General features: G+C 57.7%; 14 protein-coding genes and 1 pseudogene. 9 read left to right on the forward strand and 6 right to left on the reverse strand.

From position 1 onward, the window contains the following. Window positions 1-158: 158 nt before the first annotated feature. A complete protein-coding gene (locus DSM3645_RS14740; RefSeq protein ID WP_002653014.1) occupies window positions 159-665 on the reverse strand; it encodes a tRNA (cytidine(34)-2'-O)-methyltransferase in 507 nt (168 codons plus the stop codon). A gap of 119 nt (window positions 666-784) precedes the next feature. Here DSM3645_RS14740 and DSM3645_RS14745 point away from each other — a divergent pair, with 119 nt between their 5' ends. The 5 genes from DSM3645_RS14745 to DSM3645_RS14765 all read left to right on the forward strand — a co-directional run bounded on the left by DSM3645_RS14745 (window position 785) and on the right by DSM3645_RS14765 (window position 6,569). Next, complete coding sequence (locus DSM3645_RS14745; RefSeq protein WP_002653015.1) at window positions 785-1,903, forward strand: glycoside hydrolase family 88 protein; 1,119 nt, start codon at window positions 785-787, stop codon at window positions 1,901-1,903. 116 nt (window positions 1,904-2,019) lie between these two features. After that, window positions 2,020-2,691 (forward strand): DUF6891 domain-containing protein, encoded by a 672-nt coding sequence (locus DSM3645_RS14750; RefSeq protein WP_002653016.1) that lies wholly within the window; start codon window positions 2,020-2,022, stop codon window positions 2,689-2,691. Between the two features lie 289 nt (window positions 2,692-2,980). Continuing rightward, complete coding sequence (locus DSM3645_RS14755; protein ID WP_202594944.1) at window positions 2,981-4,417, forward strand: cytochrome B6; 1,437 nt, start codon at window positions 2,981-2,983, stop codon at window positions 4,415-4,417. A gap of 170 nt (window positions 4,418-4,587) precedes the next feature. Then, a complete protein-coding gene (ispG, locus tag DSM3645_RS14760) occupies window positions 4,588-5,733 on the forward strand; it encodes a (E)-4-hydroxy-3-methylbut-2-enyl-diphosphate synthase (RefSeq protein ID WP_002653018.1) in 1,146 nt (381 codons plus the stop codon). Window positions 5,734-5,777: 44 nt separating this feature from the next. After that, window positions 5,778-6,569, forward strand: coding sequence for a hypothetical protein (locus DSM3645_RS14765; RefSeq protein ID WP_002653019.1), 792 nt, complete (start codon window positions 5,778-5,780; stop codon window positions 6,567-6,569). Here the strand turns inward: DSM3645_RS14765 and DSM3645_RS14770 are convergent. From DSM3645_RS14770 to DSM3645_RS14785, 4 genes are all read right to left on the reverse strand, one after another. Continuing rightward, window positions 6,566-7,555 carry a hypothetical protein gene (locus DSM3645_RS14770; protein WP_002653020.1) on the reverse strand — a complete coding sequence of 330 codons (990 nt, stop codon included), beginning with the start codon at window positions 7,553-7,555 and terminating at the stop codon, window positions 6,566-6,568. The genes DSM3645_RS14765 and DSM3645_RS14770 overlap by 4 nt on opposite strands. Before the next feature lie 43 nt (window positions 7,556-7,598). Further along, window positions 7,599-7,913, reverse strand: coding sequence for a Rieske (2Fe-2S) protein (locus DSM3645_RS14775; RefSeq protein WP_002653021.1), 315 nt, complete (start codon window positions 7,911-7,913; stop codon window positions 7,599-7,601). A gap of 31 nt (window positions 7,914-7,944) precedes the next feature. Then, window positions 7,945-8,916: a lysophospholipid acyltransferase family protein gene (locus DSM3645_RS14780; RefSeq protein WP_002653022.1), complete on the reverse strand. Its 972-nt coding sequence runs from the start codon at window positions 8,914-8,916 to the stop codon at window positions 7,945-7,947. A 111-nt stretch (window positions 8,917-9,027) separates the two neighbouring features. After that, window positions 9,028-10,110 carry a Gfo/Idh/MocA family protein gene (locus DSM3645_RS14785; RefSeq protein WP_002653023.1) on the reverse strand — a complete coding sequence of 361 codons (1,083 nt, stop codon included), beginning with the start codon at window positions 10,108-10,110 and terminating at the stop codon, window positions 9,028-9,030. A 456-nt stretch (window positions 10,111-10,566) separates the two neighbouring features. Between DSM3645_RS14785 and DSM3645_RS14790 the strand changes: the two are divergent. Continuing rightward, a pseudogene (locus tag DSM3645_RS14790) lies at window positions 10,567-10,911 on the forward strand (transposase); the annotation flags it as partial. Window positions 10,912-11,032: 121 nt separating this feature from the next. Here DSM3645_RS14790 and DSM3645_RS14795 read toward each other — a convergent pair. Next, window positions 11,033-12,235, reverse strand: a complete 1,203-nt coding sequence (locus tag DSM3645_RS14795) for a vitamin K epoxide reductase family protein (protein ID WP_002653025.1) — start codon at window positions 12,233-12,235, stop codon at window positions 11,033-11,035. Between the two features lie 144 nt (window positions 12,236-12,379). Between DSM3645_RS14795 and DSM3645_RS14800 the strand changes: the two genes are divergently transcribed. From DSM3645_RS14800 to DSM3645_RS14810, 3 genes are all read left to right on the forward strand, one after another. Continuing rightward, window positions 12,380-13,159, forward strand: coding sequence for a 3-ketoacyl-ACP reductase (locus tag DSM3645_RS14800; RefSeq protein WP_002653026.1), 780 nt, complete (start codon window positions 12,380-12,382; stop codon window positions 13,157-13,159). Between the two features lie 21 nt (window positions 13,160-13,180). Next, window positions 13,181-14,296, forward strand: a complete 1,116-nt coding sequence (locus DSM3645_RS14805) for a hypothetical protein (protein WP_040351867.1) — start codon at window positions 13,181-13,183, stop codon at window positions 14,294-14,296. A 152-nt stretch (window positions 14,297-14,448) separates the two neighbouring features. Then, window positions 14,449-14,925, forward strand: coding sequence for a hypothetical protein (locus tag DSM3645_RS14810; RefSeq protein ID WP_131282596.1), 477 nt, complete (start codon window positions 14,449-14,451; stop codon window positions 14,923-14,925). Window positions 14,926-15,134: the final 209 nt, after the last annotated feature.

Genomic DNA, 15,134 nt, shown 5'->3' on the forward strand with positions numbered 1-15,134 from the left:
GGCTAGTGTGACGATTTCCGGCTGATCCTAACCCTGTTTTCCGCCCTTCATCCGTGGCTCGGCCGTGTTCCATTCTTGTTTCCGAAAAATAGCGCAACGTCAAAACGCGCGCTTCGGGCTACGAAGATAGAACCGGTTTGGCGTTTTGGGTTCGCCAATTAGCCGATCGGGGACTCGCCGATCGGTAATTTTGCTTGGCCGGCGAGCGTGAGTTGGCGGACTGCTTCGTAGGCGACGGTTGCAGCGGTGGCCGAGAGGTTGAGACTGCGGACTTCGGTTCGCATCGGGACTGAGATGTTGTTTTCGGGCGTCGTGGCCAACAGTTCTGGGGGCAAGCCTTTGGACTCGGCGCCCAGGACGATCGCGTCTTCCAACTGGAAGTCGACGGTCGTGTACGAGCGTTTGGCCGTCTTGGTTAAATAGAAGAAGCGTCGGTCTTTAAGTCGCTCTTGTAGGTGAGCCCAGTCTTCGACCACTTCCCATTCTAGGTGTTGCCAATAGTCCATGCCGGCGCGCTTCAGCTCGCGATCATTGACCAGAAAGCCGAGCGGCTTGACCAGCCACAGCTTGGCCCCGATCGCGACGCAGGTGCGGCCGATATTGCCGGTGTTGGGTGGGATTTCGGGTTCGTGCAGAACAATATGGATGACAGGCGAGTATTTCAACGGAATCGCTTTTTCGGCGGCGAAGGACTTTTCAAACGGACCAGGGGAAGTTAGTTTGCACCCCGATCAAGACTCCCCCATTTTGTCTCACCAGATAGAAATACGCTAGGCGGTTGAATATGACGGACGAGCGCATCGCAAAATACGAATCGGCACTTCAGTTCGCCCAGAAGCAAGTCGCGCACGTCGTGGAGACCTATCCCGACTATCTGCCGATCTATACCGAAGAGGGGAAGTGGAAGCACGGCGGAGAATTGTGGACCGATTGGTGCGGCGGTTTCTTCGCCGGCATGATGTGGCAGTTCACGCTGCGAACCGGTGACGCAACCTGGCGCGAGCGGGCCGAGCATTACAGCAAATTGCTCGAACATCGTCAGCATGATCGGGATGTGCATGATCTGGGATTCATCTTTCTCAGTACTTACCTTCCCTGGTATCAACTGACCGGCGACAAAGCGATTCACGATGTGCTGATTCAGGCCGGCCAAACGTTGGCGATGCGGTTTAAAGAAAAGGGACAGTACCTGCGCAGCTTTGTTTCGGACGATTCGCTATTCATCGATATCATGATGAACGTACCGATTATCTTTTACGCCGCCAACGAAACCGGCGACAAAGAACTGATGCGCAAAGCGGTCGCGCATTGCCGGACGACGCGCGATAAGATCGTCCGCGCCAATGGTTCGACCGCGCATGAAGGGATGTTTGATCTGGAGACCGGCGAGTTTTTACACGAATCGACCCATCAAGGCTTGCAAGGCGACAGCGCATGGGCCCGCGGTTTGGCCTGGTCGTTGTACGGTTACAGCAAGGTCTACGCGTTGACGCAGATGGAAGAGTTTTTGGCGATCGCCGAGCGAAACGCCGATTATTGGCTCGCCAATCTGCCGGCCGACGGCGTGCCGCTGTGGGACTTTGACGCCGACGTGAATGCTCCCTTGCCCTTCGGCCCGCAAAAAGAAAGCTCGGCCGGTGCGATCGCGGCGAGCGGACTGTTGGATCTGGCCAAGCAGACCAAAGATCCGGCCAAGGCCGCAGCGTATCGCGCGACCGCGCTCAAGATGCTGGACGCGATGGTCGAGCCAGAGTACCTAGCGATCGACGATCCCGGCTGGGAAGGGATCTTGAAGCACGGCGTCTACCATACCGCCAAAGACCTGGGCGTCGATGAGTCGGTCATGTGGGGCGAGTACTTCTTTGTGGAAGGTTTGACCAAAGTGGTTCGCGAAGCCAAGTAGGGGGCGCCTGCAATTTCTGGCGATTAATTTGTCAGCACTTTGGGTAGAATGTTCGAGATGTGAGTGCGGCCGACGTTTTGTGTCCCAATGCGGCGTCAATCGACGGAGATACTGCGATGAGTCAGAATAACGATTGGAATGATGCGTCGCGCGCAGAACTTCGCGCGACGATCCGGAATTTCATTCTGGGCGAACTTCGTTTAAAGCGGCTGGCTCCCGAGGATCTTCTTGACTCATGTTGCGCATCGATCATTGAAGAGGAGTCTCCGGCGGAGGAAGAAGCAGACTTCGAGCAATTCGCGGAAGAGGAAGTCGAACGCATCAAAACGGAACTTCAATCCGAAGAAGCGACTTGGCCTGCCGAGACGGACTGCGATCGCTTGGATCGCGTCGAATTGGAGCTGCGCAAGCGCGGCATTCTGTTGTGGCAAGTCTCTCCCTGTTGCGACACTTGTACGGTTTCCGAAATTTCGCTTCGGATCGACGCGATTGAACTTCGTGAGCCGGGGTTTAAAGACCAAGTTCGCGGCTACTCGTTTTTTATCGATCAGAACATGCCGGAGTCGCTGGCGGAAACGACCGAAACGTCGGTTTACCTTGGCTATGGCTGGCTTTCGCCTGCTGACTCAAAGGATGCTGCAGACGACTACGAAACGAATGCGCTTGGTATCGCACGTGAGGTTGAGGGTTGTTTACGTGACGAAGGCTTCGAGGTGAACTGGGACGGCAGCTTTTCTCGCAAGATCGGTTTGGCCCTGAACTGGCGGCGCCGAAACCTGCTCGCCTAGCATTTGGCACATGGCAAGATCCTGCCGCTTAGATGGATCGGCTGGTTCCGATGGAGCCAGCCTGAGCGTTTTCTTGCCAGCACGGACGATGGCTTTCTCGGCCTGTCTGACTTCTACGCCTATTTCTTGAGCGGAATTCATGGTTTCTGTCGGATTCGAGCGCATAACGTCCATGCATACAAGTCATGCATAAAAAGAATGGCGTGAAGGGCACGGCAATTGCAAATTGTTTCCGCGAAGCTGCGATCGATTGACCCAGCGATCTCATGTTCAAGCTAGGAAACTCATCATGTTCAAGCGATTCCCGCTTATTGTCGAGACAATGTTACTGCTTCTCGGAGCCGCTCACCTTCTGTTCGCCCAAGCGCCGGCGACTCGGCAGCCTGCGATGACACGTTCACCGCAGCCGACGAAGGCTGAGCCCCCCAAAACTTACATGCCGATCATCGACAAGGATTTTAACGCCGTCTTTGCCGGGGATAGTGAAAAGCGGGAGATGTTCAACGAGCGGCAGCAGCAGCTGCTTAGCGCTCGTTACGATCTGAGCGACAATCCATCCGACGTGATGATGTCTGGAAAGCGAAAAAAGGTGCAGCAGGGAGTTCGCGTCAAGTTGCCTGAAAACTTGATGTGGCAAGAGCTGGCGCAGATGACGCCAGACGAAGTGAAGCAGGCAAACACGTTGCCGGCCGGCTTTCGTCCCCTACCCCATTCCAAGCATTCGACCGGCGGAATGGTCTTTCCCAAGAACCAAATTGAGACGATCGCCAAAGCGGAGCATCGCGATTTGCAGCGATTTGACACCGACTTTGACCTGCCTGATCACCTGATGCCCGAGTATCCCCCGCCGATGTTTCTGACGTCACGGCCCGATCTAGGAGACGTCTCAAATGGAGAGGTCCTGACGATCAAGAACTACTTCCGCCTGCTCGACGGAAAAGTGACTCCGGTGCAGATGGAAGGGATGCGGCTGCTGCTGACTCCTTTTCCGCAGCAACAGTTCAATCAAACCAATGATCGCAAAACGAAAGAGGCCGAGCTAGGCGTCACCTGTCTCGACTGTCACGTCAACGGGCACACCAATGCGACGTTCCACTTGAATCCTGACACGCGGCCGCAAGAGAATCGGTTTCGGATCGATACGGTCAGTTTGCGCGGCCTGTACAACCAGCAGATCCACGGATCAAAACGCTCGCTCCGCTCGGTCGAAGACTTTACGCAGTTTGAACAGCGGACCGCCTATTTTGACGGCGACCATGTGACGGCGGCCAAAAAAGGAGTGCACCTGCCGGATCGATCGGATCAAGTTTCGATGATGGCCCAGATGCAGAACATGTTTGACTTTCCGCCGGCGCCCAAGCTGGGACTCGACGGTAAGTTGATCGCCGACAAAGCGACCGAGTCCGAAATGCGGGGCCAAGAGCTCTTTTTTGGCAAAGCGAAATGCGGCGATTGCCACCCGGCGCCGTTCTATCTTGATAACCAGATGCACGATCTTCACTTAGAGCGGTTTTACGAGCCAGAAATGATCAGCGGGCAAAAGAACGTCGCCGCCGGCCCGATCAAGACCTTTACATTGCGGGGAATCAAAGATTCGCCCCCCTATTTGCACGATGGACGGCTGCTGACGCTCGACGATACGGTCGAGTTCTTCAATCTGGTTCAAGGGTCGAAACTGACGCAGGAAGAAAAAGCGGACCTGGTTGCTTTTCTGCTTTGCCTATAACGGCCACTTTGACGTGTCGATTTCGACTAGAAAGACCGCTGGCACAGCTGACCAGCGGTCTTTTTTTGTTGCCTCCCGCTGCGCTGCCCCGAAAAATGGTGATGTTGCCAAAACTGTTGCGGTACAAGAGAATACGTGCAGTTTAGACAACGCCGCAGGAGATCTTTTCGGTGCAAATTCAGCGAAACTCGACTCGCCGGGTCGTGATTGGTTCGATCGCGATCGGCGACGGCAATCCGATCGCCGTCCAAAGCATGACCGCCACCAAGACGCAAGACATCGACGCGACCGTCGGTCAAGTCCGTGCGCTCGAGGAAGCGGGCGCTGACGTGGTGCGAATTGCCGTCGACAACAAGAAAGACGCCGAGGCCCTGGCCGAAATCCGCCGGCAGACGTCGGCGAATCTTTCGGTCGACCTGCAAGAGAATTATCGCCTGGCCGAATTGGTCGCTCCGCACGTCGATAAAGTGCGCTACAACCCAGGACATCTCTATCACCACGAACGGACCAAGCCGTGGCGCGAGAAGGTCAATTATCTGGTCGGCGTCGCCCAAGACAACGACTGTGCGATCCGGATCGGCGTCAATTGCGGCAGCGTCGATCCTGACAAGCTGGCGCTGTACGACCCGACCGATTCGATCGCGCCGATGCTGGAAAGCGCCCTGGAGCATTGCGAGCATCTCGACTCGCTTGGTTTCACACGCTATTGCGTTTCGCTGAAAGACTCGGACCCGAAAAAGGTGATCGAAGTCAATCAGCGCTTCGCCGAGCGTCGCGCTGACATTCCGCTGCATCTCGGCGTGACCGAAGCCGGCATGCCGCCGGATGGGATCATCAAAACTCGCATCGCTTTCGAGCAGTTGATTGGCCGCGGCGTGGGCGATACGATCCGCGTTTCGCTGACCGTCCCCAATCCCCGCAAGCCGGAAGAGATCGCCGCCGGACGGCAGATCTTGGCCGACATCGCCGCTGGCCGCGTCCGCAGCGTCGTCGACTTTGGCTTGAACACGCTCAACATCATCAGCTGCCCCAGTTGCTCGCGAGTCGAGAACGAAGCGTTTGTTGACTTGGCCGAACAAGTTCGCGATATGACGCAGTACGCCAAAGAACATGACATCACGATCGCCGTGATGGGCTGTCGCGTCAACGGACCAGGGGAAACGGACGACGCCGATCTGGGACTCTGGTGCGGGCCGAACTTCGTCAACCTGAAACGATCTGGCGAAGAGCTGGGAGCATTTCCCTACGACCAGATTCTCGGCAAACTTAAGTTGGAGCTCGACGCGCTGATTGCGACGCGCGTCGGCGCCAACTAGCGGAGAGATTCGTTTTCGCACTGCTTGGAAAGGACGCCAGTTTGTTGTGCGGTTGGATTTTACGGCTCTGCATATTGACCGCCATCGGCGGAATGTCGGGCTGCGCCCTCTGGGGACGATCCGCCGCGCCGTTGATTTTGCCCGAAGTCGCTTCTGACAACCTGGTGATCCTGGCCGACTTTGAGCTGCCTGCCGAAGCGGTGATGCGAGCGAGCGTCGAGTCGCTTCGCACCGATTTGTCTTCCACGTTGCAAACGCCGATGGAAGACGTGCCGATCCAGGTTCACTTGTATCGCGATGTCGCCGCCTATCAAAGCGTCGTCGCGCAGCGATTTCCTCAGTTGGCCGGTCGCCGCGCGGTGTTTGTCACCGACGCCAGCGGAGCGCATATTTACGCTCATTGGACCGAGCATGTGGTCACCGATCTGCGGCACGAACTGACGCACGCCTACCTGCACGCGAACATCGGGCGCTTGCCGCTGTGGCTTGATGAAGGACTCGCCGAATATTTTGAGGTTCCGCCGCAACCGGGGCGGATGAACGTCGAGCATCTACCGGTCTTGAACGGCGCGCTGCAAAACGGCGGCTGGCGGCCGAATCTCGATCGCCTTGCGGCGCTCGAACGTCCGGAAGCGATGACGCAGCTTGATTACGCCGAGGCCTGGCTCTGGACGCATTACCTGATGTCGGGCTCGCAGCGCGATTTGATCACCGCCAAACTGGCGGCCGAACGTCGCCAAGAACTAATCGATCCGATCCCGCTGCAGATTCGCCACGTGAATTCAAACGCCGAGTTGGGCGCGACGCAGTATCTGACGGCGATCTCGACTCGCTAGAACTTTTTCGCCATTCGCGTCGACTGATAGACCTCGTCAAAGCCCAGCGTCCGCAGCATGGCGTACGCGGCGAGATCTTCTTTGTCGACTTGGGTCTCGATCCGACCGACGCCGGTTTCGGCAAGTTGCCGCAGCGCTTCGCCTAGCAGATAGTTCGCTTTGGCTTGATCGCCATCTTCTAATGCTTCGACCGTGACCAGCGCGGCGGCGTGGACGCCCCACAGTTGGCTGTAGTGCGGCAAGTCGATAAAGGTGGCCGAAGCGGCGACCGCCGAATTCAATTTGGGAATCAAGTCAAACTGCGAACGTTCAAAGTGCATATAGATGCACGAATTGAGCCAATCGAGCGGCGGCGGGCTGAAATTCGCTTCGACCGAAAAGCTGCGGCGAATCTGCATCATCTCGCGACTCACCGCGGGCCGAAATCCATGGATGTTCGATCGCATCGCCAAATACTCGCCGACGACTTGATAGTCGCGCTGATCCAGCTGCTGCCGCAGAACCTCAAACGTCGACGGCACTCCCAGATTGTGCGATCCGCCGGCCAACCCAAAATAAAAGGGCCCTAGCGGCGGCGCTCCGCCGGTAATCAGTTGTGCGGCGCCTGCTTCTTTCGCCATCGACTCTGCTTGATCCAACAGCGCGCTGGTCACGGCCGCATAATCGGCATGTCCAGCGACCAAAGTGAGCGAGAGATAGGCGTAGGCGGCGCTTTCGATCTGGTGATTCAAATCGCGTGCGAGCGCCACATGCGCGAAACCGACAATCTGCCCTTGGTCGACGGCGACCAGGCAAGTTTCGGGGCGGAAATAAGGCTTGGCGAAAACGTACGTTTCCATCGAGCCGACCGTCATCGGCTGCGCGAGCTGCGCCCCTAGCGGTTGGCTGTTCCAAATTTCCACCAACTTCGGTGGATCGGAGTTGAGAAAGCGGCGAACTTCGATCAAGGGCCAGGGCAATTTGCAAGTGACGAACGGGGTATTCACTCAGGCTACCCGATCGGGAGCCTGCACAAAAGATGTCGCTCGATTAACTGCGCTCTTCCATGTCAACGAAAAGATCGTCGCCGCGTCGCTCGACCGGAAAGGTTTGCTGTCGAATCTCGCTCAACTCATGTTTGCCCGACGTCACGTCGTATTGCCAGCCATGCCAGGGGCAAGTGACGATCGCGCCGCAGATTCCCCCTTTGCCGACTGGTCCCCCTTGATGGGCGCAAATGCCGTCGATCGCAAAATAGCGGTCGTCAACGCAGAACAGACCAATGATGCGGCCAGCGACGACCCGCTCCAAGCCGCCGTCGGCGGGGACTTCGCTAATCGCTGCGACACGAACCCAATTTGGCATAAGACGGAACAGGCAATTCGGCGGAAACGGGCTAGGCGGCGCGGCGCGGCGCGTCTGACTCGGCGGCGTCCGGCGCCGCGGCGGTCTTTTTCGCCTTCTTCGGAGGGCGATCATCGCGCCAGCGGTTATGGATCCACCAGTATTGTTCGGGATTGCGGCGGATCATTTTTTCGAGCTGCTCATTGTACCAGCTGGCCAATTCTTTCACGCCCAGCTTTGTTTCCGCTTGAAGCGGGTCATAGATCGCGTCGGTCGAATCGATCCCCATTTCAAATTGCATCGGGCGGTCGGTGCGGCGAAAGTGAGTGACCACAAGCGGAGCGCCGCTGGCCATCGAGAACAACGAAATCGCTTTATGGCACGACGCCGGCCGACCCATAAAGTCGACCCAGCAACCTTTTGGCCCCGCGTTCTGATCGCACAACAAGCCAAGCGTTCCGCCGGCGTCCATCAGCTTTTCGATCGCCGGAGCGCTTCCCTGCTTGGGGAGAATAAACTGCCCCGTCGCGCCTCGGAAACGCTGGACGAAATCATGCAAAAATTTATTATCCAGCGGCCGCGCGACGGTATAGGTCGGAAATCCCATCAGCCCGGCGCAGTAGCCCATCAACTCGAAATTGCCAAAATGCCCCAGCAAAATCACCACCGGCCGCTCGCTGAGCATGTAGCCGATCTGATTCGAGACGTTTTGCAGATCGACATAGTCGCGCCAATTTGTGTCATGAATCTTGCGCGGCGCGTGGGCGATTTCGCACACCATCAACAACAGATGCCGCCAGTTTCGCCGAGCCAGCTTTTTACGCTCAGCGGCGGTCATCTCTGGAAAGGCATGCCGCAGATTGGAATCGAGCAGCTCACCGCGAACCTTTAAGACGTCGCTGATGAGCCAGGCCAGAAACTGGGCGCCCTGGGCGCAACGATCCATCGGGATCGCTTGGACGATGCAAATCGTCAAACGAACCGCTACATAGACCAAGTAATCCGCTACAAGTCGTAAGTTCACCGACGCTTCCCTGCTTGGTGCTATCAAACCGTGCGACATTTTGCCGTGAAATCGCGTTGCGGAAAAGGGCAATTTGCCGATCCCGCTCGGTCGTCGTGCGAGATTTTCCGGCTATTTAGCGGTGCGCGCCTTCAAAACGGGATCCGATTTCAGCGGCAATGGGATCGATTTGCCGGTTTCGGCCGCTTTGTAGATCGCCAGAATCACTTCGACGGCTCGGCGCCCTTCGGGGCCGTTAATCAGCGGCTCGCGATCTTTTTTGATCGCGTCAACAAAGTCTTTGAACTGCGCGGTGTGACCATGGTGCCCGATCGCTTTCGGATCGGCGGCCCCTCCGCCGGTGTGGGTTTTGCCGGCCAGCTTCTCTTGGATCGCCTGATCGCGCTTCGTCATCTTGGCGAATTCCCACTTTTTCAGGTCTTCTTCTTCCATGATGGCCGACCCTTGCGAACCGCTGATCTCGATCCGCTTCAAAAAACCGGGATACGATGCGGTCGATGCCTGGATCACGCCGAGCGCGCCGCTCGCAAATTTCAGGGTCGCGACGGCGACATCTTCGACTTCGATTCGCTCATGGGCCAGCAGCGACGTATAAGCCGAAATCTCGGCGACGTCCCCCATCAGCCAACAGAGCAGGTCGACGCTATGGATCGCTTGATTCATCAATGCGCCGCCCCCATCTAACGCCCACGTGCCGCGCCACGCGCCGCTATCGTAATAGGCTTGCGTGCGGAACCATTTGACGTAGGCGTCTCCCATCGTCAGCTTGCCGAAGCGCCCAGCGTCGATCGCTTTTTTCAACTCGACCGAAGGGCCGTGGAAACGTGACGGAAAGATCGTCGACAGTTTGACGCCCGCCTTCTCGCACTCGCTAATCAGCTTGTCGCAGCGTTTCAGCGTGATTTCGAGCGGTTTTTCGATGATGACATGCTTCCCCGCGCGAGCCGCGGCGACGCCGGGCTCCATATGAGCGCCGCTCGGCGTGCAGATCGAAACGATATCGACATTCTCGTCGGCCAGCATTTCGTCCAGATCGCTGTAAGCGACGCAGTCATGATCGGCGGCGAACTCAGCGGCCCGTTCTCCATTACGAGAAAAGCAGGCGACCAACTTGGCGCCGCGCAGGTCCGCAATAGCGCGAGCGTGGAAATCGGCGATCATTCCACAACCGACAATGGCAAAACCGAGCGACATCGTGTCGTCCTTTCTAAGGCAGGATGAGAATCATTACGCGGGGGAAAGTCGCCCATTATAGACGCTTCAGCCCTCTCGAATACCCGTCTCGCATCCGGGTAAAGAAACCGGCGAGACTCAAAAAATTGGCGCAGACACGCAAATGTCGATTCGCTATTTATTGCCCCGCTGCAACGCTAACTGTGGTGTGGCGAGAAAAATTGAATTTGGAAAGGCTCGTCGTTGCTCGCAAGTTTGCGGGAACGTGCGACAGCCCCCCTCCTGGGTCGAAGCTATTTTGATGCCGGAGCACGTGGTTAACTGGGTCGACCGCGCCGGCATTCGCTTCACGGCGAGTCTTTTTTTAGGCCCCTGGAACTTGTCCTATGCAAGCTCCAGGGGCTGGATATAAGCAAGGGTGAGAACCACAGGGTTCTCGCCCTTTTTTTGTTTCTTGACTTCCCTTCGTAGCCCGACGCGCCAGCGAGCGACGGCGTGCTGCGGATCGCGACGAACATGCGGTTCGCCCCGGCTGAAGTCATTGCGATCTTGTACTCGTACCGCTGGACGGCTGAGATCTTCTTCCGTTTCTACAAGCAACTGATGGGCGGTGCGCACTTGATCAGCCACAGCCAAAACGGCATCAAGATCCAGGTCTTTTGCGCGATGATCGCGTACCTGCTGATCCACTTGCGGGTCGGCGGTAAGCCGAGCAAACGGACCTTCGGCTACTACTTCACCGGTCTTGCCAACAAAGAAGAGCTGTTGGCTCATCTGGAGAAGGTCCGGAAGCAAGCGGCCGCGTCGATGCTGCGCGGATGAAAAGCGAGTCGTTCGCTTGCACGACTCGCCAGCGTCGCGAAATTGCCGAAAGAGATCGTGACCGTCTAAAATCAACGCCAGGCGACGCACTGTGCCGAACGGTATTGTCCCCGTCCTCTTTTTACTTTTTAGTTGCCGGGGGGCCAAAGTCGACTGCAAACGGTTGCATGATTTCCTCGAGCTGCGAAAACGCGCCTTCGGAGACTTGCGTTTTGCCGATGATCGCCGGCATGAGTCCGAACAGCGGTTTGGGGCGCTCGGGATCGGCGAGTCGGAGCGCCTCGTCGATGAACTGCGCAGGCGCGTCGTCTTGGATTAGCTTGTCGACAAATTCACTGCCATACTTCTGGTCGAGATAGGCGAGCGTTTCTTCTTGCGTATGGAACTCGTCGCCTGCGAACAACCAGTGATGGAACTCGTCGAAGTCTTCCGGCTTGTTGCGCCACAGATTGATCGCCAGATAGGCGAGTTGGCAGGCGCTTTCATGCTCGGGCTCGGTCTCTGGTACGTAAGCGTTGCAGTGGTGGGAAAGCGGCAGCGGCATCACGATCACGGCTAACTTGCCATCGTATTGCTTGCGGGCCTCGTCCAGAAAATGACTCGCGTCGCGGCAGTAGTCGCAGGTGTAGTCCATCACGTCGATCACGACAAACTCGGCTTCGGGATCTCCCAAGATCGGCCAGGCGTAGGTGTCGATCTCGACACTGTCGCCGGCGAACAAGTAGGGGCGCGAGTTTTCGGTCGTTTCTTCCTCGGGCGACTTTAAGCGAAGTTCGACCTTGAGGCGTTGCTCTAATTGAATAACGGCGTTGCGCGGGCCTTCTGGTTCGGGCATCGCAACTTGGCCGAAGACCAGCAGCACCAAACCGAGGAAGCTGGCGACGCCGGCGGCTGTCGCTTGACGCACTTGAGGAGGAAACGCGATCCAGGCCAAGACGACCGCGATCAGCGAGCAGGCATGCGCGGCCATGCAATACGGGCAAAATTTGCCCAAAACGCCAGCTTGAATTCCGATAAACCACACGGCCGAAGCCGCCGCCAAGGTCATCAGGATGACGACGAATTGTCCGCCTTGCTGACGGGTCTCTTCTGGAATCGGGCAGAGCGTCATCACCAAGATGCCGAGCGCCGACGCGTAGAGTGCAAACCCCACGACGCTGACCGGCAGCGTAAACCATTTCGACCATTCGCTGGTCAGAACGTCATGGCACGAGGAATGGAATCCACAACCGGCGACCGGCGACGCGGTCAAACTGGCGTAGGTCAAATATCCGCACAGCGCAAGTCCGACAATCAACACAGCCAACAAAGCAGAACGAAGCATAAGTCATCAAGGGTGTTAAACATGGGAGAAATAGCTCGGTCTATTGTAGTTGCCGCCGAGCTTCATTTCCTGTGCGTTGACAGGTCAGTCGGCCGGTTCTAGGTTGATTCACGCAGAAGTTACGCCTATTTGGAGGGGATATTCGTGTCGAAAAGCTTGCCTGTCGCGGTGGTTACCGGCAGTTCGCGGGGAATTGGACGAGCGATCGCGACCGCTTTGGCGGCCGACGGATTTGCGGTCACGATCAACTACAACAGCCGTCGTGACGCCGCCGACGAGGTGGTCGCCGAGATCGAAGCGGCAGGCGGACGCGCGATCGCCGTCGGGGCCAGCGTCGCCGAACCGGCTGGGCGAACCGCACTGTTAGAGCAGACGCTCGCCGCGTTTGGTCGACTTGATCTGTTGGTCAACAACGCCGGGATCACTTCGCCAGGGCGGAAAGATCTGCTCGAAGCGACCGAAGAAAATTGGGACCTGGTGTTCGGCACCAATTTGAAAGGGCCGTTCTTTCTCAGTCAGTCGGCGGCCTTGTCGATGATTGATCAAATTGGCGCGAAGCAGATCCCCAGTGGTAAGATCATCAATATCTCGTCGTTGTCGTCCTATGCGGTATCGGCGAACCGGGCCGACTATTGCATGGCTAAAGCCGGCCTGCAAATGATGACCTGGTTGCTGGCCGAACGGTTGGCGGACGATGGGATTCAGGTTTTCGAGATTTGTCCCGGCGTGATCGCCAGCGATATGACGGCGCCGGTCAAAGAGAAGTACGATCAGTTGATTGCTGAAGGGATGACGCCGATTCGGCGCTGGGGGCAGCCTGAAGATGTCGCCAAAGCGATCTTGGCGATTGCACGCGACTTGTTCCCCTTTAGCACCGGCGAGCGGATCAACGTCGATGGCGGTTTCCATCTGCGAAAGCTCTAGTCCCTGTTGAAAGGGGAAGCGATGCGTCTCGGTTTGCTCGGATGCGACGAAGATGCGCTGCGTTTGGCGCAGGCGGCGCAGCGGCTGGGTCATCAAGTGGTGGCCGCGGTCGATGTGCAAACTTGCGCCGCAGAGCTGGCGAGCCGCTTTCCGCAGCTGCGGTTTTACGCTGGTTGGGAAGAATATCTCGGCGGCGTGGTCGACGCCGCGATCGTGACCCGGTCAAGCGAGCCAGAGCAGGAATCGGCGCTGCGAGCCTATGTGCAAGAAGGGCTGCCGCTGTTGCTGGTTCATCCGGCGTGCGAAATGATCTTCGCGCTGGAGTTGGAGATGATTCGACGCGACACTGGGTGCGTGCTGGTGAGTTGCTGTCCGAATCTAGAAAGCGAAGCAAGTTTTGCGATCCGTCAAACGGCGGAACTGCCTGAGGAGCTGGGAGCGATTGACCAAATCGTGATCGAGCGCCAGGCCCGCGATACGTCACGCGCGGCGATCTTGAAGTCGCTGGCCAGCGATATTGCGTGGGTGGTCGCGACGTTTGGCGAGATCACGTCGATCTCGGCAACCGGTCCGGCGGCGACGGCTGACGATTTTTCACGGTTGACGGTGCAAATGAAGACGCGCGCCGGTCAGGCGATCCGCTGGGATCTGCTGCGCGGGGATCGATCGCTGGAGGTGACGTTTCTGGCCGAACATGATCGCCCGCGCTGGCAGTTGCGAGCGGCGCTGACCGATGCAGACGCCGAGTACGCGCTGGCCGAGTTGCAAAAAGCAATCGACGGTGAGCCTGCGACGTTTACCTGGAACGAAGCGGCTCATGCGCTGGAAGCGAGCGAAGCGGTGCTGATAAGTCTGCGGCGTCAGCGGCTGATTGCGCTACGCGAAAATGAAATCTCCGAAGAGTCGACCTTCAAAGCGATGATGGCGACCGGCGGTTGCCTGTTGTTGCTAGCGACCATGGGGATCGCAGTCGTGATGGTCGTGTGGGGCGTCTTTATTCCCAATCGCGCCGATAGCTGGATCGGCCGCAACTGGCCGCTAGGACTGCTGGCCGTGCTAGCGGCGTTTCTGGGGATGCAGCTTTTGCGACTCGTCTTCCGCAGCGAAGCGAAACCAGCCGAGAAGCTGGAAAAATAGATCGACTTTGCCGATTTCGGCGAAGTTGACGCCGCTGGCGCGACGATGAATAAAGCCAGGTAACATTGCGCCCTGTGGATGGATCAATGAAGGCAAGCTGGCGCCATCTCGGAATTCTTTTGATAGCAACGCAAGCCGTTGGCTGTTTTGGCGTGCGATATCGTGACTCGATGGCGCTGCCGACATGCGACGCAGCTTGCCAGACTGCTACAACAGGATCGCAAGATCACAATTCTGCGGGGCCAGAGCATCAGGTAGTCGCCTTTGACCAGCCGATGATTCCGCCGCGACCGAAATTCCATCCGGTGCCGACGCGGCCTGCGTTCGCTCCGCGGGTAGAATATTCGCCGCCAGAACTCATGCGGCGCACGGTCGAAGTCGAAATGCCAGACGTCCCCGAGTTAGCCGCGCCGATTGTAATTCCGGCTCCAGCTCCGGCTCGGATGCCGGCGCCGCCGGCCGAGGCGATTTCGATCCCGCCGGTCGAAACGAAAGCTCCGCAACCTCTGCCGCCGCCGACGGTCCATGCGAAACCGATCATCGCGCCCCTGCCGACGCAGATCGACCTCGATCAGCCCGCCGAAATTCGCCCCATCCAAGGGACGTGGCGCATCAAGTCGGCGTCGTAAACTCCAGCTATTTCAGTAGTTTTGCGCCACAGCGCAATAGGCTTGTTGGATGCTAGCTGGAAGGCTGTCAAGCTAGGTTGAGTCTGCGGGTTGTCATTAGACGTATCAAGCGGGGAATCCCGCTGTTCCGATGAAAGTTTCGAGCCTAATTGCCTGCGTCGTTTCGCCGGATGGGCGTACGAAGCCGAACTCGACTCGACTCACGGAAC

The sequence above is a fragment of the Blastopirellula marina DSM 3645 genome (assembly GCF_000153105.1).
Classification (GTDB): domain Bacteria; phylum Planctomycetota; class Planctomycetia; order Pirellulales; family Pirellulaceae; genus Blastopirellula; species Blastopirellula marina.